The sequence below is a fragment of the Martelella radicis genome (genome assembly GCF_014196625.1).
In the GTDB taxonomy this organism is placed as follows: domain Bacteria; phylum Pseudomonadota; class Alphaproteobacteria; order Rhizobiales; family Rhizobiaceae; genus Martelella; species Martelella radicis.
Genome location: NZ_JACIDZ010000013.1, coordinates 78,092 through 96,549, shown reverse-complemented (window position 1 = coordinate 96,549; position 18,458 = coordinate 78,092). Strand labels below are relative to the sequence as shown.

The window sequence follows — 18,458 nt, the reverse complement described above, 5'->3', positions numbered from 1 at the left end:
CTTCAAGCCGCGTCGCCATATTGTCAGATTTTTTCATTGATATGTTGACTTTGTCAGCTTTTGAGGTAATGTTTTGGCCATTGGAGGCGATAATGACTGATGGCCCTTTCCGAAATTCAGCACTGACCACGAGATGGAAGCACTACGGGCAGGACCTCGTCAGCGATGCGGTCTCCAAGGAAGAACGCGTCACGCAGGCCTGCCACAGTGTTCTCGGCGATATTAAGTCATTCGATCGGCTTTACGCTGAGCTCGATGCTCGGGCTTCGCGCGATCAGATGGATCTTGATTCTGTGGCGGCTACCGAAACGATCTTTGACAACAATGAAAGGTCCGCACTGGGCGATGCACTAGAACGAAACCTCTTGTGCAACCTGAGGGAAGGGATACCCGAACGGAAGTCACTGGATTTGGCTCTCGGGCAAGCCGTCGGGGAATTCCTCGCCAGTGCGAAAAATCGCATAGACGAGGAATGTATTCGAGCGCGCGATGTCGGCGATATGAGCCGTTCGGACTTCACGAAAGGGCTACAACGAAACCGAGAAACCTTCGCTGCCATAGACGTTGGTAGCGTTTGTGCGGCTCTCGAGAACGGCAACAAGAATGCTTTCCGTCGAACCGCGCGCAAGGATGTGAATGATGGACCAGATGACTGACGCTGCCTCGGACGCCTTAGAAGAGAAGCACCTCGTTACCCTTGAAAAAGGTAAGCGCAGCCATGGCCCCACGTCGCAAAATCTAGTGTTCGCCGAGATCGGCAAACATATCCTGTTCGTCCCGGATATTCTCGATTCCTTCCACGTGGAGGGCTTTACTGCAAAACATTACGATTTGATGGTCGTGGCAGCCGCGATCGAATTTGCCGATCGCCGTTGGAGCCGGCCATCGTCTTGGTTACGTAGGCTTCACGTTACGGTCCCTGTGATTGACCACGATGCTTGGTCACGGTCGGAAGTTCAAACGACGCTTCGCAGCGCAATAAACTTTCTTACCGGCGACAGTTGGCAATTCAATTTCGTCAAAGCCACCGACCGCTCGCCGATTGGATCGCGGCAGATGCCGCTCGTCTTCGATCAGACCAAGACCTTTGCAATCGCCTACAGCAACGGATTGGATTCACGTGCGGTCTCGGCGCTCAGCGGATCTCCTGCAGAAGCATTGTGTATTCGCGTCGCCAGCACCAAGCAGCGCAGGCTGGATGGTGACAGCTACTTCACGCAGATTCCTTTCCGGGTGAAGGGCTTTAAGGGCAAGGAAAGCAGCTTCCGATCTCGCGGATTTCAGTTTGCGGCTATCGCGACTATCGCATCACATCTTTCGAATATCACTAGGATTGTGGTTCCTGAAAGTGGCCAAGGCGCGCTCGGACCGGTGCTCGTGCCGCTTTACAATATCTATACCGACTACCGGAATTTCCCGACGTTCTTCAGAAAAATGGAGCGGTTCACTCGCGCGCTCCTCGGGACCAGTATCAAGTTCGAGCAACCGCGGCTTTGGTCCACGAAAGGAGAGACCATGACGGCGTTCCTCGGGTTGCCCGGCAAAAAGAAAGAATTCCTCGTCCAAACCCGCTCCTGCTGGCAAACGCGCCGGATCGTCAATGCTGAGCGCCGCCGGCAATGTGGGCTCTGCGCAGCATGCCTTTTGCGCCGAATGAGCCTTTACGCAGCTGAAGTCACTGAGCCTAAGGACACCTATGTTATCGCGGATCTCGCTGCCGCGGAGATTGAGGCAGCCCTTTCGAAGATTGCAGACGATGCCGATCGCAATATCATGATCGAATATGGGAGTGTTGGGACGCGCCATTTTCAGCATCTTGCCGAGATGGCCGAACTGCCCGACACAGCATTACGCCCTTTCGCCTCTCAGATTGCGGCTGCGACTGGAGAGCCTTATGAGCAGACCCTTCGAAACTTGAGATTGATGTTAATGACGCATGCCAAAGAATGGCGGGCATTCTTGTCCGCGCAAGGTGACGGAAGCTTTCTGAGAAGTTGGCTGGACGGAGGTCGCCATGACCGCTTTAAATGAGCTGAGTGCGCAAGAGATAGGACGCCGGCTCCGGATAGCTCGCGAGATCGCAAACGTTCGCCAAGACGATGCCGCACAATTCATTGGCGTCTCCCGTCCGACCCTTGTCTCTATTGAAAAGGGTGCACGAAGGGTGCGGATCCAGGAGATCCAGGCTTTGGCTCGCCACTATGGCGTATCGGTCAACGCGTTACTGCGACGCGAGGCTGTTCATACGGATTTGGTGCCGCGATTTCGAAAGCTTCGGGAGACGGAAGACGAACATACGGTCGAGGCCGTCCGACTCTTCAATGATCTGATCAAAGCCGACGTCGAATTGGAGAATGTCCTCGGGATCCAACGCCGATTTAACTATCCTCCTGAGCGAGGCCTAAACGAAGGCGACGCAGTAATGTTGGGCGAGGCTCATGCAAGCGAGCTTCGCGACTGGCTTGGACTAGGGTCGGGCCCTATTGCCGACATCTTCTCCGTAATCGAGCATGGGCTCGGAATTCGCCTCTACCAGCGGCGGCTGTCCTCGCGCTCACGGGTTGCGGGTCTCTTCACCTATGACGACAACGTCGGTGCCTGCATCCTGCTAAATGCCAACCATCCACTCCCTCGACGAGTTCAAACCGCCTCGCACGAAACCGGGCATTTCTACGGAACGCGGCGCATGCCGGAGGTTCTGGAAGATGACGAGAAGTTTCTCTCACGGGACGAGCGCTATGCGAATTCCTTCGGCCGCGCTTTCCTGACGCCGGCAGATAGTTTTGGCGAGAGCTTCCGTCAGCTCAAGGAGATCACTGGTAAAACCACGCGTCGGCTCGTCATCCTCCTCGCCGACCAATACGGGATCTCACGTCAGGCCTGCGTTCTTCGCTTGGAAGAGTTGGGGCTTGTTAAAAAGGGAACTTGGTCCTGGTTTGAGAACAACGGCGGCATCACGGACGACCAAGCTCGAGAAGTGCTTGGCGGCGAAGCCGATCGGCGCGATGCCGGCAAGGCAGATGCAGATCGGCTGATCTCACACCGGATGAGCCTGATGGCCCACGCGGTATGGAAGCGCGAACTGATGTCAGAGGGCCAGCTCTCGGAGCTGCTGAAGCTAAGCAGGCTTCAACTGCGCGAGATCATCGATCAGATCGAGCTTGAGGAAAAAGAGACGGATGACCTACTCAAGCATTCTGAGTGACAACACCGCCGCATTGGCCCTTGATACGAGTGTGTTGATCAATCTGCACGCCTGCCGATTTGGCGTAGAGATTCTCACTGCGATTCCCAATCGAATTTTCGTCACGCATATCGTCGCCCGAGAACTCAATCACGAGACGAGCCACCGAAACGGTGAGGAGGCATTTCTGCAGGCGCTGGCCGCGGCTCGAAATATCACCCTGGTTGATCTTTCGGATGAGGAGTTCGAAATGTTCTTCGAGCTCACGTCCGCAGCGTCCTCTCTTGACGACGGTGAAGCCGCAACGATCGCCATTTCGAGGGGGCGAGGTCTCGTCCCGGTAATCGACGAGCGGCGAGGCCGCAGGCGAGCTAAGGAAATAATCGGGATCGACCCGGCATGGTCGCTCGACTTGCTGTCTCACCCGAACACTATGGCCAGTTTGGGGGCTGACTGTTCCGTCGATGCCCTCTTTTTGGCGTTGCGTGACGGGCGCATGCGTATCCCTCCAGAGAGCGCGGCCGAAGTCGTTGGTATAATTGGCGATGATCGTGCCCGACAATGCACCTGTCTACCGGGATACCGGCATCTCTTCGGGGAAAAGACCGAGCACCACCGGGAACGGGATGGAGCCGATACTTTTCTGAATCGCGCGACACGATCGTAGTCAAATGGACTTACGGTCTACTCATCGAAAGGCCGCTACGGCAAAAACTTAGTCCTAGACGCAAGCCATTTCCGTCTCGACTGCGTCACGGATAAACTTCTTCAGTTCATCTGCGTTACGGACTTTCCGATCGTCGTAATAAATCCGATGGATGTTGAAGGACGCGGCGCTAGCCACTAGGGGAGAAATGGACGCGATGTCCAAAATCTGTCCGCCAACACTGACGTTTATCTGCTGAGGATCGCCACCAACGACGCTCATCGGCTTGTAAATCGGGCGATTGTAAGTGTCATAGTAGCAGCCGTCGCTCCAAATTGATGTCTCCTTCGGGAGTTTTTCCGCAACAGCCTTGCATATAGCCTCGATCTGCTCGACACGAGCCTTCGCTGTGAACTCAACAATGTTCGGGCTCAAGGCAAGGACTTCATCAGCAACCTTCCAGATATCGATCATTGGGAGGATTCGACGATCAGAAATTCGCGTCGCCATATCGCTGACTGAGGTATCACTTGCCTCTCGAAATTGGTGGAGTGCGCCCCAAAACAGTGTGTCGTCCAGCAGGCGAGCTTGGTCGAGATTGCCTGGATCTCGGAAAAATCGAACGAATGGATGAGTATCTGACAGGCCAGTAGCAGACACATCACCTGCCGCAATTAGCTCGAAAACTCTGCTAAGGAGCAGGGCGAACATGAATTCGAGCCCCCGTGTCTTCTTGTGCAAATATATGGTGGGGTAGAGTTGGAAGAGCGTCACTGTGAACTGTTCAAGCGAGATGTACGCCTTGCTGTCAAGATAGAGGAAACGTGCATCCCCGTTTTCACCGACCTTTAGATTTCGCAGCAGCCAATCCAGGTCGATGCCGCCAGAGGACACGCCGGCGAAATAAGCGTCACGCTTGGCATAGTCGAGCCGGTCGGCATCCAGTTGGCTGGAAACAACGGATGTATAGATGCAATTTTTATCCGCCTTCTTGATGATGTCGCGGACCATAGCGGGGAATTCGGTGCCTCCAAAATTGATCAGTGCCTTGCCGATCGTAGAGTCGACTATGATTTTTTGGGTGACCTTTTCGTGATCAACGGCCTCTTCGAGGCTTTCTCGTTTCGCTTCATCGAGCCTATTGCGTGCAAGAAAGAACTCCATGGCTTTCTCAAACGCATGGCTGAACATCCCATGGCCCACGTCATGGAGTAGCGCAGCGGCGAGGCATGCTTCAGCTTTTGGCGACCAATGTCCTCTTGATCCCTCGGGCTCGATGATTGTCAGCATTCGCTTTGCGATCTTGAATACGCCGAGAGAATGGGCAAAGCGGGAATGGGCGGCCGAGGGGAAAACGTAGTCGGAAAAACCGAGTTGCTTAACGCGGCGTAGGCGCTGAAAAAATGGATCGGAAAGCAAATCTTTTAGGTCGTTCTCACGCGCCCCGTTGAAATCAATAAATCCGTGAATCGGATCCTTGATGACCTTATTCAGAAGCTCCTGCATTTTTCCCCGCTATTGCACTTTATTAAAATTTTTAGGTCGTGCGACCACGCTTGTCCTCAGTTTGCCAAGTGCTTCCGGACACTCGTCAAAACCTTTTTCAACACCTCATCACCATTGGCAGATGTGAGGATAACAGGCTGCAAAGCGGCTTCTTCAGCGATGACGCGGATTTTGTCGCCAGCTGCAATCCGAAATTTCTGGTTCTTGTCGCGCCCTGGCCCAAGACTGATTGAAGGATCAAGCTGCGTCATCACAAGCACATCGTAATCTCCGGCGTGAGCGAGCGCGATCAAACGAAGTTCCTCGAGCTGCCGGGCCGGCAACGAGCGCCCTGAGATCTCGAGGGCTGCATAAAGATAGCCAAGCGCATCGAAGACCGGCCGATCAACCAGAATGGCTTCGTTGCTGAGGGCTGCTTCAGCCTCCTGCCTCATGCCTTCCGCCATGATCCACGCGGTGCTTTCAAAATTATGCTCAGTCAGAATAGGGAAGCCGCGGTCCCGAGCAGCTTTGGCAAGATCGGCAACCCGACCGATCGAAATTCCTTCCGCGGCGAGAACAGAGCCCAATTGCTCGAGGAAGGTCGATTTCCCAGTTGAGTGGGTGCCAGCAATCCCGACCTTTACTTTCCTCATGCTCATAGAAAGCTCTCCTGCGCTTTGAAAAGAATATCTGCCTCGCGCGAGCGGACATCGCGCCCTTCGCGATCTAGGGGAGCAAGCAGAAACGCGAACAGAAGAGCGGTCAGTGCAACATCGAACTGCGCTGAGTGGTGCTTCAGCCCTGTTTGACGTGCCGCCTCAGCGGTCAGGTCGAAAGCTGCACCGAGATTCTCCAAACTGTAAGAGTCGAGTCCGGGGCGCAGCGCTCGAGCGAGTTTGAGCGTATCGATTGCTGCAGTCGGCTTCCATTCCGGAATTGATCTGCCAATGGCATCGAGTTCGACACGCGCGTTGTGCCCGATGATTACCGTTCCATCCGTCCATCTCACGATGTCCTCGGCAATATCGTCGATGCTCGGCGCATTTTCGACATCGCTGTCTGTGAGACCATGTATCCGGGTTACAGCCGCGCTGATCGGTTTCTCTGGCTTGACGAGCCAATGGAACGTGCGGCCACTCGGCTGCAGATCGACGAGCTCCATCAACGCGATTTCGACAATTTCAGGAGGTGTCGCGCCGTTGCCTTCTACATCGACCACCCAAGCCTTTTCCCACATCATTCCCATCCGATCTCCGCCCGGCCGTGCCGATGCTTTCGATGAGGCTGCGCGCGGTCATGGACTTGGAAGTTCAACGCGTGCTGCATGAAATAGCGCTGCGCCTCGGTGCTGCCGTTGACTTCGACCCGACAATCAGAAACCTCAATGCCATCTAGATCTACCAAGGACACCAAGCGGGCAAGGCTCAGAACAGCCTCCAGGTCAGGTTTCTGATGGTGTTTTTCGCAAATCTTACATTGGGTCTCAGGACAGATGTCGCAAATTTCGCTTATCCCGAAATGGCCATTGAAATCTGCGATGCCGTGCGAAAAGGCGACCCCGCACGACGTCTTGCGGAAAATTGGCCTTCCCTCGAAATATTCTAGAACCCGTCCTTCGGCCTCACGAGGCAGAATCTTCCGTCGCGCTATGTCCGAATAGAGGTCCGGCACCCCTGCTTCTCGAAAATATGACCGGATCTCCTCTCGGTAGAACAGTCCGGTGAAGACGGTCGCATCGGCGAATTCTGCAAGCCTGCGCGCCGCCGCGAAGTGTTCTGCCGTGTCATTCAACCCCGAGATAATCGGGCGCCAGTAGAGGATTTTCTTCACGCGCGAAGCCGAACTGGCCAGCACCTCCAAGCTTCCTTCGGCGATAGCTGACGAAACAGGCTCAATCCGCTCATCGTCGATCCCTGACCATGTAACCAAGATCGTCAGCTTCAGGTTCGTCAGCGCCTCAAGTCGTTCGACGTCGGTCGGCTCTATCTTCCAACGAGTGATCACCAAGACAGGATTTCGGAAGCCGCGGCTATCGAGGGCCTCCAGGGTTCTGAATAGGTGCGTCTTCACGCCGGGAAGGAACGGGTCGGTCGCCCGGTTGAAAATCTGGATTGGGGTCGTGTCCGCGCGAAATGCCCAGTGTCTTACCAGTTGTTCTACCGCAATCTCATCGTCGACGATGAGATGAGGCCGTTTCATAGCGAAATTGTCGAACAGGTGGCGTACGCAATAGCCGCAATCAAGCGGACATCCAACGATGTGGTTCAAGCTAAGGCCGGATTTTCGATAATCGATGTAATTCCGCAGACTTGAGGGTAGATCGTCAGGCGCACGTCGCACCGACTTTGCTTTCAAGGCTTCAATTTTTACCATACATTCTTTCCCTGCCCACAACCTGACACTGAACGACAGAAACAGAAAGTTCAAGAGTGTTCATCGGGCCTTGCACTTAGAGAAGCTGGCGCTGAATTTTGCTTCTCCTGCATTGCACTTTTAGCTGGGGATCATGGATCTGTTGCCCTCCGAAGGTTGCGCTCTCTGGTGTTACTGTCTTACGATGCAACCGATTCATCTTTTTTACTCTTGGCAAAGCGACCGCGGCAGCAAGGTATGCCGGAATTTCATTCGCCACGCGCTCGAGGCGGCCGTTGCGAACCTGAAAGATTCCCACGGTCTGGAGATTTTTATCGATTCGGATACGTCCGGTGTGCCGGGTACTCCTCATGTCAGTGAGACGATTCTTGGGAAAATCCGTGAATGCGATGTCTTCATCGGAGACGTCACATTCGTTGGCTCCACGTCGAATGGCAAGAAAATGCCGAATCCGAATGTAATGATTGAGTTCGGCTACGCCCGGGGCGTACTCACAGACAGGAAGATCCTGCTCTTGATGAACACAGCCTTCGGGCCGGCCCAGGAACTCCCTTTCGATCTGGCCCATTTGCGCCATCCGACGCAGTATTCGGTTCAAGAAGATGCAAGTGATGGCGTGCGTCGCGGGCAACGTGCCAAGCTCGCGGAAACGTTAACTACGTCACAGTGTTGAAGCGAACGACTTGCAGCCCCTCTCTCCGTAGTGCGGGGATCGGTGCTGTTCTCTTTGATTGACAGTCCCCTATTCCCCGTCACTGTCCCGGTTATCCACCTCGGCCGCCTGAGCACGTAAGGTAGACCGGGTAATCAGTCCGGCATCTTCGAGAGCCTCGATGTCTGGGAGGTCGCGCAGCGCTTCCATGCCGAAGGCGGAGAGGAAATGTTTCGTCGTCACGTAGGTGTAGGGCGCGCCGGGCGTCGGGCTGCGCGGCCCAGAGGCGAGGAAGCCGACACCACGTAGCGATCCGATCGTATTGCGAGAGACCTCCTTGCCGAAGATCTTTGACAGTTCCCCGCGAGTGACCGGCTGGAAATACCCCACCGCCATCAGCACCATCGCCTCGAACTCCGACAGCGCCGCAGCCCCTCCCCGCGTTGGCGCCTGCGACGCCCGGATCGCGTCCGCGTAAGCCGAACGGCTTCGGTGCTGCCAGCCGCCTGCGACCGACACGAGTTCGTAGGGGCGGGAACTGAGTTCCTCGCGCAGATCATCAATTAACAGATCGATGCTGCAGTCCTTACCGACGACCCGAGCAAGCGTCTCGCGTGTGACCGGCTCGCTGGACGCGAAGATCACTGCCTCGACGCGCAGCATCCATTCCCGCCAACGCAGTTCCGCCGGCAGGTCTTCCAGCTCCCGATCAAACAGACGTTCGTCTGCAGCGTTCGCTTTCCGGCGGGCTTTGGCTGTGCTTGATCCTGCCATCGTCACAACCCGTAGATCCGGAAGGAGGTGCGGCCCGACAGTTCGCGGACGGCGCCAAGGCCTTCCAGCCGTTCAAACAGCCGTGTCGCCGCCCAGCGGGACAGGTTGCTACCGGGCGCCGATGCGAGCACAGCGTCCTCCTCGAGCAGCCTTTGAATGACTGGTGCTGCGCCTTTCGTGCGAACCTTCGACGCTGCGGTTATCAGAATATCGGCACGCCGGGCAATCTCATTCGCCGACCGCAATGCGGTACCGGCACCATCGACTAGGGCCAGGCAGACCGCTCGCGGAAAACCCGGCTCCCCCGGCCGAACCCGCCCCCGGCCGCCGAGTGTGCGGAAGGAAGGACCATAACGCTCGGCCATCAGCAGCGGAACGGTCCGGTCCCATTTCAGCAAGGTGGCGATCAGCATGTCGGAGAGCGCCCAGGCGAGTGGTTCGGCATCCGGACGGACGGCAAGGATAGCAGTCACAAGGTCCGCCACTGCGAAGGGTGCCGCCCGTCCGGACCGGAATATAGAGTCGACCAGATCGGGGATGGAAGCAAGGCCGTCGTCCCAGGCCAATCCCAAAAGGTTGGCGAACTCGGCGACCGCCTTGGAGGAAAAACCCAGTTTTCGACCCGCGATCCTTTTGTAGGCCAAAACCACGCGCCCGGCCGGCCCCGGATCGTCACCAGCCACGGTCAACAGCACGGCGTCGCGCAGTGCCGTTTCGTCCTCGTTGCGGCCCATCAGTCGCACGGCCGTCGCGGCGCATTTCAGCGCCTGTCGCTGCCGCCAGCAGCCGGCCCAGTTCGGTTCGGGGCGAACAAGATCATCAAGTGATTTCAGTGCGATACCCGCATGAAACGCCGCATCCGCCTCTGCCAGATCACGTCCGCGCGGAACAGACCAGGCGGGCAGAAGGGCCGGTGGCGCGGATCTCGAAATGGCGGTGGCGAAAGACGAATCCATGTCCGCAAGACTACTGCATATGTGCGGTTTAGGCCAGATTTTTCGCAATTAACCGCACTGCTTGTCTTTTACATATAATGACTGATAATCTTGCATTATCGTTCATAATGCTCATTATAGAGAAAACCCCATTTTGAGGCCCTCAATGCCCGAAAACGACGCCGATCCGCACGCCAGCCCGTCTCCCGACACGAGCGCCGCTTATGAATTGCAGCCATCGGAGGCGTCGGGAACGCTTTCGGGCCATCTCGCGCCGCTGGTCGAACGCGCCCGCACTTATGTCGAGGCGTCAAGCGCGGCCAATACAAGGCGCGCCTACGGCGCCGACTGGGCGCATTTTGCAAGCTGGTGCCGGCGCAAGGGGCTTGCGCCCCTGCCCCCCGATCCGCGGACCGTCGGGCTTTACATCACGGCGCTTGCCGCTGGCGAGGCGGCACCAGGGGCAAAGCCGAACGCGGTCTCCACCATCGAGCGGCGGTTGTCGGCGATATGCTGGAACTACAAGCAGCGTGGCCTCACGCTCGAGCGCCGCGACCGCCATATCGCCACAGTGCTCGCCGGCATCCGTAACCGTCATGCAGCCCCTCCGCGTCAGAAGGAGGCGATCCTGCCCGAAGAACTGATCGCCATGGTCGAAACGCTCGATCGGGCAACGCTCAGGGGCCTGCGCGATCGCGCCATGCTGCTGATCGGCTTTGCCGGCGGCTTGCGGCGTTCGGAAATCGTCGCGCTTGATTGCGGCCGCGACCAGACAGAAGACGGAAGCGGCTGGATCGCAATCTTCGACAAGGGGCTGCTGGTGACTCTCAGGGGCAAGACCGGCTGGCGCGAGGTTGAAATCGGCCGTGGCTCATCGGACCTCACCTGCCCGGTCCATGCCGTGGAAACCTGGCTGAAGCTCGGCAGGATCGGCCACGGTCCCCTGTTCCGCCGCGTCACCGGCAAGGGCAAGGCCGTCGGGGCGGAACGGCTGAAGGACCAGGAGATTGCCCGCCTCATCAAGAAGACCGTTCTTGCCGCCGGCATTCGCGGCGAGCTGCCCGAGGCCGAACGAATAAAACTGTTCTCCGGTCACTCCTTGCGCGCCGGGCTTGCCTCCTCGGCCGAAGTCGATGAGCGCTATGTCCAGAAACAGCTCGGCCATGCCTCCGCCGAGATGACAAGGCGTTACCAGCGCAGGCGCGACCGGTTCCGCGTTAATCTGACGAAAGCGGCGGGGTTGTAGGCTGCCATTCCCCTGCCGTGGCTCTCTCAGAGCTTTGGGCCGTGTCGGGAGCGCTCCGCAATGCTCGACAGATCAACTTTCTTGCCCGCGACATCCGCGACGATCTTCAACGTGCCGCCAAGGGATTCAACATAATCGCGAAGCGTCGACAGTTTCATGTCGGCCCGCTTCTCCAGTCTCGAAACATTGTTCTGCTTGATACCTGTTCCGACGGACACATCCTCCTGCGTCCGTCCGGCAAGTACGCGCAGTTCCCGCAGATTGTAGGCCGTAACAAGCTCGCCGGCACGCTTTTCAATAGCGCCTCGTTCTTCTTCAGGAAGCGTCTGCATCAGCTTATCGAGATCATCCATGTTTCTTCTCCAACTCGCTCAAATGCTCATCGTACCGTTTGTCCGCCAGATCGATCAGGCGCTTGTAAAACAGTTTCTGGCTCACACCGCTCTTTGCACCGCCGCAGAGGACTATAGCCTTTCGCTCCGGATCGAAGGCAAAGGCGAACCGCCATTGCACCTTCAACACCTTGACGCGCAGTTCCTTCATGTTCGCGTGTTTGGAGCCTTCGAGTGTGTCGACCTCAGGCCGTCCCAGTCGAAATCCCTTTTCGCGAAGCAGCACCAGATGCGCGAGCAATTCGACCCGAACATCTGCTGGAAGATCTGTGATCTCGCCTTTAAAGCGGTCATGAAACGCGACCTTCCATTCCGTCATTTAATATCCTAAACGATATAGATACTTTGGGATATATAGCCCATATCTCTCCTGGAGACAACAGTAACTCTTCCTCTGAAGAGGCCAGCGGATGATAAATTATCCGTAGCTTCTATGTTTGAAAATTGGCTTTCGCCCAACTCACAGGCGCTGGCACATGGCAGCGGCCTCTCGCTCGATCGCCGCGACCAGAGCGAGGACGGAAACGGCTGGATCGACATCCTCGACAAGGGCATGCTGGTGACGCTGCGCGGCAAGACCGGCTGGCGCGAGGTTGAGATTGGCCGCGGCTCCTCGGATCTCACTTGCCCGGTCGCCGCGGTCGAAACCTGACTGAAACTCGGCAGGATCGGTCACGGCCCCCTCTTCCGCCGGGTCACCGGCAAGGGCAAGGCGGTCGGACCCGAACGGTCTTCTTGATCAGGAGATTGCCCGCCTGATCAAGAAGACCGTTCTTGCTGCCGGCATTCGCGGCGAGCTGCCAGAGGCCGAACGGATAAAACGGTTTTCCGGTCACTCCTTGAGAGCGGTCCTCGCCTCTTCGGCCGAAGTCGACGAGCGCTACGTCCAGAAACAGCTCGGCCATGCCTCCGCCGAAATGACAAGGCGATACCAGCGAAGGCGCGACAGGTTCCGCGTCAATCTCACCAAGGCCGCGGGGTTGTAGAGCAATTCCAGGCAAAGTGGATAGCGGTTCACCGTTCACGGAACGCAGAAACGCGCCAGACGCCTCCCCTGCCCTGGCCCTACTTGCCGTTTGTCAGGCGATGGACTATCTATAGTCATCATAGTCATTCTGGTCAGGAGGCGATCAATGGAGCACTTATCGAAGGACGAAAAGAACTGGACGGTCGCCAAGGCAAAGGCAAAGCTTTCGGAAGTGATCGAACGTGCGCAATCCACACCGCAGACAATTACGCGCAACGGCAAGCCGAGCGTCGTGGTCGTCTCAGCTGAAGAATGGCAGCGCAAGGTCGCGCGAAAGGGGACCCTGGCGGAGTTTCTGATGGCCTCCCCGCTGCATGGTGCCGAGCTTGATCTCGACCGAAAGGGCGACGAACCGCGCGATCTTTCGCTGTGAAGCTCTTGCTTGACACCAATGTGTTGTCGGAGGTGACGAAACCGCGCCCCGAGAGCCGCGTTCTTGCATGGCTGGATGAGATTGATGAGGATCGCTCCTTTATCAGTGTCGTGTCGTTTGCCGAAATCCGTCGTGGTGTCGCGCTCATGGACAGCGGGCGAAGACGCGATGCTCTCGCCGATTGGCTTACCAATGATCTGCCGCAACGTTTCGAGCATCGCGTGCTCGCGGTGGACGAGGCCGTGGCTTTCGCCTGGGGTGAACTGATGGGAGATGCAAAGCGCCGTGGCCGCGGAATGTCATCGATGGACGGGCTGATCGCGGCCACGGCAATGGCACATGGGCTCACCCTCGCAACACGCAACATCAAGGATTTCACGGGCTGCGGCGTAGAGCTGATCGATCCATGGGCCGTGTGAAGTACAAATCCAGCCCGGCCGACTGTCGCTATCGCTCCGCTGCGACGTTCTGATTGCTGAAACTGCATGGACGGGGCAGACAAAGTAGCTCAATCGCCAGGTTGAGACCGTGTGTCGGTTCATTTTCAAACACTGCCGACCCCTCCCCTCACGCTATCCATTATCTTTACGCTATTGATCTGTTCCGGACGGAGTGGAAGGGCCGCTTGGCAGCAGATCGCTGAACGGAAAATAGGGCGGACTCACCCTGCTCGACAGTGTGCTAAAGTCGGTGCTTCTGGCCTCTGATAGAGTTGCGAGCTTCTTCCAGTGTTTGCAATGAGCGTGCCATAGCTTCGTAAGATACGATAATCCCACGTTCGTGCGACACTTCTTCGACGAGACGCTGGCTTAGCGAATGACGGTTCTGTTCGAGCTTATCGTATCCATGCTTGAACTGCATGTAGTTGGTCCAATGACCGGCGGCGTTCCATGAACAGTGATGCCGTCTTTGACTTTGGTAAATGCAGGTCCGACTTGATTTGCTTTGATCCGGAGAGGTTTCAGCGCAAGCTCCATGCTTTTTGGGCGGGCGAGCGGCTCGGCATAGCGCTTGTCGAGCTGTGACCTTAATCGTGACCTTGTCTGTTCCGTTGGCGAGCGGTACAGTGCACTTAACAGCTTTATGCGGATTTATCCCTGTTGCTCGGATGCTGTATCTTCTAGGGTAACAGCTGTTACTCCCTGCAGCCTGGCTTTCGTTCAACTGGGCGACTACATCAAGCCACAGGTTTGTGCGGTCGTACCTTACTCCAAAGGGTAACAGCTGTTACCCCTCTCTCCGCCAGCTATTCGTTTAAACAAAGCAGAGCGGCAGGGAATTCAACACGGCCGCTGGCTAAGTCCGTAAATGCTCCGCGTTAGATGCAGTTTGCCCTCGGCTGCTCTGCGGACCAAACCAATTAGATAAGACCCCGGATTTCGAACAGCATCAGGATTTCTCAGGCACTTTTCGAGAATGACGACAACCATGATGGCGGCACGGGAAACGCCAACATCATTGCAAGCACTTTTCCATAAGGATTGTGGCAGCCCGAGCATCGAACAAGCTGTTGGCGCAGCATGCACGACATCTCGCCATGTTTGAAATTCTGCCTCGAGTATTGCTCGAGACTTTGGGCAAGCGCTGCTAAAGATGGGTAGCTCTATACGATCGGCAGGAGTTCTATCAATCATTCGCGATGACTCTGCGCAGCGTTCATTCTTTTCCAAGCCCTTCGGAATTGATTGCAACTCATGCATATGTGTTCGCTCATGACTATCGATTACAGGAATCTGTTTTTGATAATTTGTAGTAGTATTGCGGGTGACATTTGTGACATCCTCGGATGACACTTTGTCATTCTCTTTTGGTGTTATGGCTCTTTCAACTTGATGAATCGTCTTGGAATATAATGCTTCCAAGTGCGCTTCAGTCTCACAGACATCGGTGTGGGCTTCACGGACGAAAGCGATCTCATCGATCAACTTGGAGGCTTCGGTTTTGGTGAGCAAGCTCGACATATCTACCAGGGCGCGTGAAAGCGTCGTGATCGAGCGGCGGGCTGTACGCTCGCGAGCGATGCGTTGTTGGTTCTCATCAGCCTTGGACTTCAGTTCCTGAAATGATGCGCGGGCAGGGGAGAAGTCGAGACCATACGCTTCGCCAAGTGAACCATCTGCGGTACGGTATGAAAAGCGTCGGCCTGTTGGGCTATCCCGATAGGCCAACAGGCCCGCCTCTACCAATTGCCTAACCGCGCGGATGACGGTTCTGGTCGAACGCATCGTGAATTCAGCCAGTTTACGATTTGAGATAGCCACGATCGGGCGCGCATTTCCGATCCAGTCGGATTGACGTGTGAGGTTCAGTAGGATGTCCAGCACATGATACGCGGTCCCGGATATACCGAGAACGGGCGCGACTTTTTTCAAGGTTAGGCACGCCTGAGCTTTGTCCACATCAGGAAATTTCTCTGCATTGGCTAGCCGGATGCTTTTGGCAATTGCCGGCGTTATCCGGCGGAAGCCGGCAGTACAGATTTCTTTTTGCATAACAAACCACCCGCCGTCCTGCCAGGGATCGACGCCTCTTCACTTCTAGGGATTTGCAGCCAAAAAGTCCAAAAAAGAACACACGAAACCGCCGGTCCGTTCGGTCCGGTCTTGATTCGCTCTCACATCTGCCGTAGAAAGTAATTGGAAAATGGGGCTACGACGGATGATTTTCAGATCGTTTTGGCCTCGAAAATGGGCTTGCCGATGCCAGTCGGTGAGCCCTTTTCTTTTGCTGGCGCGCTAAGTCATCTTTTGGTCTCCTGCTTGCCACTATAAGCTCTAAGAAGTTCGGGAAGCTGTTCCACGAGCCAGTCCGAAAAACCATCAGACGCCGACTGGTCGATCGAAATTTGCGTTGCCTTGGCGGTCTTTGTGACCTTGATAACGTTCTTTCCAGCGTCGTTTTTGATCTCTCGGGACGCCGGTTGAGCTTTCTTTGTTTCCAAAACGCCGATCAACCGAGTGAGGCGCACATCACTGTCCATTGAGACCCAGTCGGATGACTCAACAAGATCATCAATTGAGCTGGCCTTCTGCGCGGATAGGGCGCCCTTGCGGTAAAGCTCAGCAAACCTGTCCCACCTCGGGCGACCGCTTTTGGGAGCGGGGCCGATCCGGTGAAGAAGGTCACTCGGCAAGGCATCCACGAGCGCGGTCAGCATGGATATGTAGGGGAGGGCACTTCCGCCGTCCCGACCGAGGGATTGAGCGATTGTCTTGCGAGTAAATCCACGCTCCTTGAGGCTATGGGCGAAAAGCGCCTGTTCGATAAAGGACAGGTCTTTGCGCTCAGTATTCTCGCGTCCCTGAGCGATCACGAGGTCTTCGTCCGATAGTTCACGAACAATCGCCTTGACCGGCTGCCCTAGGTGGCGGCACGCCTGCCACCGCCGGTGTCCATAGGCCAGTTGATAGTGCCCGACACGATCTTTCATCGGCCTGACTAGGACCGGAACCTGCTGGCCGCTCTCCTCTATGCTCGCGACAAAGTTGGGGAACTGAGGATCGCTCCCGATGTCCATGCGATCGCGCACAAAAGACGCGTGAATATTGGAAGGGTCAATATCAACAACGCGCTCTCCATCAGAGAGCGAACGACGCAGCTCTTCATTTTCGGCCTCAATCGCCGATAAAGAATCCGACATGGCTCTGACCGAACCGGAGGAGCGCGGCCGGGAAGGCGCATCATTTGTCCGAGGCGTTTCCTCCCCACTATCTGATGCCTGTTTGGCAAGGGTCTCGGGAGACACATTGCCAAACATCGACTGCATTCTTTTCTTGCGATCGGAAGACTTGGTCATGTTCGCCCCCAAGCAGTTTGAATATGCGCCAGGATCTCTGAGTTGACAGCGTCAACGGAATCGATTGCGCGAATGAGTGTGTCGCGCACCATGGATCCGCGTGGCATTTCATAGAGGCTTTTTTTCTCCAGGCCTGCACTCGCGATTGCGGTTGTCTCAACCACAACGGCAGCAAGAACATCATCTCCGAATAGGGAGCGAAGCAGCGTCACGATATTGACCTGAGGTCCGTCATGCGGGTTATGCCGTGTCAGCACGTAATGTATAAAGTCATGATCCATAGTGCCGCCAGCCTCTTCAATGACTGACAACATATCACTGGTCATTGCCAGAAACTGGTTCATGGAGGCCACGTCGAGCATCGCTGGGTGAACAGTGATCAGCATACCTGTTGCAGCGAAGATCGCGCCTAGCGTCAGGTAACCGAGTTGGGGCGGTGCGTCGATAATGACGACATCATAATCTCCCTCGACTTCGAGCAGCGCGGTCTTGATGCGACGAAAGAAGATGCCCTGGCCACGGGAACGACCGCTCATAATAGCCTGAGGGGTCTCATGTTCATACTCCATGAGTTCCAGATTGCCGGGAATGATGTCGATACCGTCGAAATAAGACTTGCGGATCACATCGCGAACTGGAACGCGCTCGTCGTCATAACGCAAAGCGCCGTAGAGTGTTTGACCGTCTTCGACGTCAAACTCAGGCTGGTACCCAAACATGGCGCTCAGCGACGCTTGCGGATCCAGATCGACAACCAGGATCCGGAGGCCGCTCAGCGCAAGATAGTGGGAGAGGTGAAGCGCGGTCGTCGTTTTGGCGCTGCCGCCTTTAAAGTTGGCCACCGTTAGGATTTGGAGTTTCTCTCCATCCCGTCTCTGAGGAAGGAAGCGCAACGCGTCCTGCGGACGTTTTTCGGCGAGATAGCGACGCAACTGGTTGATCTGAGATAGTGTGTAGACGCGCCGACCATTATCCTGACGCGCCGGTATGGCGCTCTCGCCGTCAAGGGACATTTGCCGTAAAGTGGATTCAGCGATACCAAGCAGAGCGGCTGTCTCGCGCGAAGAGAAGCTTTTTAGCGACTTTCGTGCTTCCGGCGGGTACATCTGCTCGCGCAGGTTCTGCAGCTGGGTCGAGAGAGACTGGGCCTGTCTGCTGATCTTCTGTGTCGATGTCTCGTGAGACTTGTTCATGTCCGCCTGAATACCCCTGATCCCATCGCGACGGAAAAATGGCATCAATCGACCTAAATCCGTCGCATCGATGATTGCCTTGATTCATGAACGAGGTCAAACTTTTATTCGTTAATGAAAGGTTAACGCAAGCTGGGTTGAGTCGTGTTGGTCTCTCGTAAGAGACTGAATTCATGTTGTGTTTAGTAAGCGTGAACCACGCCGTGATACGATGTAGACGACGTCAGAAACTCCCACTCCATTATCTTTGAATGAAAAATCGCCATACAGTCACCACAACTACCGCGAATCGTGAGTTCCAGAAAACGGCCAAATGGGTGCTATTTTGCGGGTGGGCACAGCGGCGCAGACCGGAAGTTTTCATGCTCCATTTGGGCTG

Annotated in this window: 20 protein-coding genes and 1 pseudogene; 10 read left to right on the top strand and 11 right to left on the bottom strand. The window is 56.0% G+C overall.

The features are described 5' to 3' along the window. The first annotated feature begins 92 nt into the window (after positions 1–92). From GGR30_RS17685 to GGR30_RS17670, 4 genes are read left to right on the top strand one after another with little or no spacing between them, the layout of a single operon-like run. The gene (locus GGR30_RS17685) at positions 93–656 is read left to right on the top strand and encodes a hypothetical protein (RefSeq protein ID WP_183488918.1); all 564 of its coding nucleotides are present in this window, start codon (positions 93–95) and stop codon (positions 654–656) included. Further along, complete coding sequence (locus GGR30_RS17680) at positions 637–2,031, top strand: 7-cyano-7-deazaguanine synthase (RefSeq protein WP_246414006.1); 1,395 nt, start codon at positions 637–639, stop codon at positions 2,029–2,031. Before GGR30_RS17685 ends, GGR30_RS17680 begins: the two co-directional genes overlap by 20 nt. After that, on the top strand, positions 2,015–3,205 hold the full coding sequence (locus GGR30_RS17675; RefSeq protein WP_183488915.1) for an XRE family transcriptional regulator: 1,191 nt from the start codon (positions 2,015–2,017) through the stop codon (positions 3,203–3,205). Before GGR30_RS17680 ends, GGR30_RS17675 begins: the two co-directional genes overlap by 17 nt. Next, complete coding sequence (locus GGR30_RS17670; protein WP_183488912.1) at positions 3,180–3,851, top strand: PIN domain-containing protein; 672 nt, start codon at positions 3,180–3,182, stop codon at positions 3,849–3,851. Before GGR30_RS17675 ends, GGR30_RS17670 begins: the two co-directional genes overlap by 26 nt. Before the next feature lie 54 nt (positions 3,852–3,905). On the opposite strand, the gene GGR30_RS17665 is transcribed toward GGR30_RS17670, so the two are convergent. Genes GGR30_RS17665 through GGR30_RS17650 form a run of 4 tightly spaced genes read right to left on the bottom strand, consistent with a single transcriptional unit; the run spans position 3,906 to position 7,691 of the window. Beyond that, positions 3,906–5,336, bottom strand: coding sequence for an HD domain-containing protein (locus GGR30_RS17665; protein ID WP_183488910.1), 1,431 nt, complete (start codon positions 5,334–5,336; stop codon positions 3,906–3,908). A gap of 56 nt (positions 5,337–5,392) precedes the next feature. After that, positions 5,393–5,977, bottom strand: a complete 585-nt coding sequence (locus GGR30_RS17660) for an AAA family ATPase (RefSeq protein ID WP_183488907.1) — start codon at positions 5,975–5,977, stop codon at positions 5,393–5,395. Beyond that, positions 5,974–6,558 carry a 3'-5' exonuclease gene (locus GGR30_RS17655; protein WP_183488904.1) on the bottom strand — a complete coding sequence of 195 codons (585 nt, stop codon included), beginning with the start codon at positions 6,556–6,558 and terminating at the stop codon, positions 5,974–5,976. The genes GGR30_RS17660 and GGR30_RS17655 overlap by 4 nt, the downstream gene beginning before the upstream one ends. Continuing rightward, the gene (locus tag GGR30_RS17650) at positions 6,555–7,691 is read right to left on the bottom strand and encodes a radical SAM family protein (RefSeq protein WP_246414004.1); all 1,137 of its coding nucleotides are present in this window, start codon (positions 7,689–7,691) and stop codon (positions 6,555–6,557) included. Before GGR30_RS17650 ends, GGR30_RS17655 begins: the two co-directional genes overlap by 4 nt. Before the next feature lie 184 nt (positions 7,692–7,875). Between GGR30_RS17650 and GGR30_RS17645 the strand changes: the two genes are divergently transcribed. Continuing rightward, positions 7,876–8,364, top strand: coding sequence for a hypothetical protein (locus GGR30_RS17645; protein WP_210288100.1), 489 nt, complete (start codon positions 7,876–7,878; stop codon positions 8,362–8,364). 69 nt (positions 8,365–8,433) lie between these two features. On the opposite strand, the gene scpB is transcribed toward GGR30_RS17645, so the two are convergent. Continuing rightward, entirely contained in the window at positions 8,434–9,117 is a 684-nt protein-coding gene (gene scpB / locus GGR30_RS17640) for an SMC-Scp complex subunit ScpB (RefSeq protein WP_183488898.1), read from the bottom strand. Positions 9,118–9,119: 2 nt separating this feature from the next. Next, positions 9,120–10,073 carry a DUF1403 family protein gene (locus GGR30_RS17635; protein ID WP_183488895.1) on the bottom strand — a complete coding sequence of 318 codons (954 nt, stop codon included), beginning with the start codon at positions 10,071–10,073 and terminating at the stop codon, positions 9,120–9,122. 145 nt (positions 10,074–10,218) lie between these two features. Between GGR30_RS17635 and GGR30_RS17630 the strand changes: the two genes are divergently transcribed. Then, complete coding sequence (locus GGR30_RS17630; protein WP_183488892.1) at positions 10,219–11,298, top strand: site-specific integrase; 1,080 nt, start codon at positions 10,219–10,221, stop codon at positions 11,296–11,298. Between the two features lie 26 nt (positions 11,299–11,324). Here the strand turns inward: GGR30_RS17630 and GGR30_RS17625 are convergent, their stop codons facing one another. Then, positions 11,325–11,651, bottom strand: coding sequence for a helix-turn-helix domain-containing protein (locus GGR30_RS17625; protein ID WP_132312834.1), 327 nt, complete (start codon positions 11,649–11,651; stop codon positions 11,325–11,327). Beyond that, positions 11,644–12,009, bottom strand: coding sequence for a type II toxin-antitoxin system RelE/ParE family toxin (locus GGR30_RS17620; RefSeq protein ID WP_183488889.1), 366 nt, complete (start codon positions 12,007–12,009; stop codon positions 11,644–11,646). The genes GGR30_RS17625 and GGR30_RS17620 overlap by 8 nt, the downstream gene beginning before the upstream one ends. Before the next feature lie 183 nt (positions 12,010–12,192). Here GGR30_RS17620 and GGR30_RS17615 point away from each other — a divergent pair. The 4 genes and pseudogenes from GGR30_RS17615 to GGR30_RS23600 form a co-directional block, all read left to right on the top strand. Next, positions 12,193–12,676 (top strand): annotated as a pseudogene (locus GGR30_RS17615) (tyrosine-type recombinase/integrase); the annotation flags it as partial. Between the two features lie 147 nt (positions 12,677–12,823). After that, entirely contained in the window at positions 12,824–13,090 is a 267-nt protein-coding gene (locus GGR30_RS17610; protein ID WP_183488886.1) for a type II toxin-antitoxin system Phd/YefM family antitoxin, read from the top strand. Further along, positions 13,087–13,509 carry a PIN domain-containing protein gene (locus tag GGR30_RS17605; protein WP_183488883.1) on the top strand — a complete coding sequence of 141 codons (423 nt, stop codon included), beginning with the start codon at positions 13,087–13,089 and terminating at the stop codon, positions 13,507–13,509. Before GGR30_RS17610 ends, GGR30_RS17605 begins: the two co-directional genes overlap by 4 nt. A 471-nt stretch (positions 13,510–13,980) precedes the next feature. Beyond that, the gene (locus GGR30_RS23600) at positions 13,981–14,115 is read left to right on the top strand and encodes a hypothetical protein (RefSeq protein WP_281378133.1); all 135 of its coding nucleotides are present in this window, start codon (positions 13,981–13,983) and stop codon (positions 14,113–14,115) included. Between the two features lie 255 nt (positions 14,116–14,370). Here the strand turns inward: GGR30_RS23600 and repC are convergent, their stop codons facing one another. The 3 genes from repC to repA form a co-directional block, all read right to left on the bottom strand. Next, positions 14,371–15,582, bottom strand: a complete 1,212-nt coding sequence (gene repC / locus GGR30_RS17600; protein WP_183488880.1) for a plasmid replication protein RepC — start codon at positions 15,580–15,582, stop codon at positions 14,371–14,373. Positions 15,583–15,830: 248 nt separating this feature from the next. After that, positions 15,831–16,886 (bottom strand): plasmid partitioning protein RepB, encoded by a 1,056-nt coding sequence (repB, locus tag GGR30_RS17595; protein ID WP_183488877.1) that lies wholly within the window; start codon positions 16,884–16,886, stop codon positions 15,831–15,833. After that, positions 16,883–18,079: a plasmid partitioning protein RepA gene (gene repA, locus GGR30_RS17590; RefSeq protein WP_132312828.1), complete on the bottom strand. Its 1,197-nt coding sequence runs from the start codon at positions 18,077–18,079 to the stop codon at positions 16,883–16,885. Before repA ends, repB begins: the two co-directional genes overlap by 4 nt. Positions 18,080–18,458 lie beyond the last annotated feature (379 nt).

Coding starts and splice junctions, on each gene's coding strand:
- GGR30_RS17685 (WP_183488918.1), top strand. CDS start 93: ATGACTGATGGCCCTTTCCGAAATTCAGCACTGACCACGAGATGGAAG.
- GGR30_RS17680 (WP_246414006.1), top strand. CDS start 637: ATGATGGACCAGATGACTGACGCTGCCTCGGACGCCTTAGAAGAGAAG.
- GGR30_RS17675 (WP_183488915.1), top strand. CDS start 2,015: ATGACCGCTTTAAATGAGCTGAGTGCGCAAGAGATAGGACGCCGGCTC.
- GGR30_RS17670 (WP_183488912.1), top strand. CDS start 3,180: ATGACCTACTCAAGCATTCTGAGTGACAACACCGCCGCATTGGCCCTT.
- GGR30_RS17665 (WP_183488910.1), bottom strand. CDS start 5,336: ATGCAGGAGCTTCTGAATAAGGTCATCAAGGATCCGATTCACGGATTT.
- GGR30_RS17660 (WP_183488907.1), bottom strand. CDS start 5,977: ATGAGCATGAGGAAAGTAAAGGTCGGGATTGCTGGCACCCACTCAACT.
- GGR30_RS17655 (WP_183488904.1), bottom strand. CDS start 6,558: ATGATGTGGGAAAAGGCTTGGGTGGTCGATGTAGAAGGCAACGGCGCG.
- GGR30_RS17650 (WP_246414004.1), bottom strand. CDS start 7,691: ATGGTAAAAATTGAAGCCTTGAAAGCAAAGTCGGTGCGACGTGCGCCT.
- GGR30_RS17645 (WP_210288100.1), top strand. CDS start 7,876: ATGCAACCGATTCATCTTTTTTACTCTTGGCAAAGCGACCGCGGCAGC.
- scpB (WP_183488898.1), bottom strand. CDS start 9,117: ATGGCAGGATCAAGCACAGCCAAAGCCCGCCGGAAAGCGAACGCTGCA.
- GGR30_RS17635 (WP_183488895.1), bottom strand. CDS start 10,073: ATGGATTCGTCTTTCGCCACCGCCATTTCGAGATCCGCGCCACCGGCC.
- GGR30_RS17630 (WP_183488892.1), top strand. CDS start 10,219: ATGCCCGAAAACGACGCCGATCCGCACGCCAGCCCGTCTCCCGACACG.
- GGR30_RS17625 (WP_132312834.1), bottom strand. CDS start 11,651: ATGGATGATCTCGATAAGCTGATGCAGACGCTTCCTGAAGAAGAACGA.
- GGR30_RS17620 (WP_183488889.1), bottom strand. CDS start 12,009: ATGACGGAATGGAAGGTCGCGTTTCATGACCGCTTTAAAGGCGAGATC.
- GGR30_RS17610 (WP_183488886.1), top strand. CDS start 12,824: ATGGAGCACTTATCGAAGGACGAAAAGAACTGGACGGTCGCCAAGGCA.
- GGR30_RS23600 (WP_281378133.1), top strand. CDS start 13,981: ATGAACAGTGATGCCGTCTTTGACTTTGGTAAATGCAGGTCCGACTTG.
- repC (WP_183488880.1), bottom strand. CDS start 15,582: ATGCAAAAAGAAATCTGTACTGCCGGCTTCCGCCGGATAACGCCGGCA.
- repB (WP_183488877.1), bottom strand. CDS start 16,886: ATGACCAAGTCTTCCGATCGCAAGAAAAGAATGCAGTCGATGTTTGGC.
- repA (WP_132312828.1), bottom strand. CDS start 18,079: ATGAACAAGTCTCACGAGACATCGACACAGAAGATCAGCAGACAGGCC.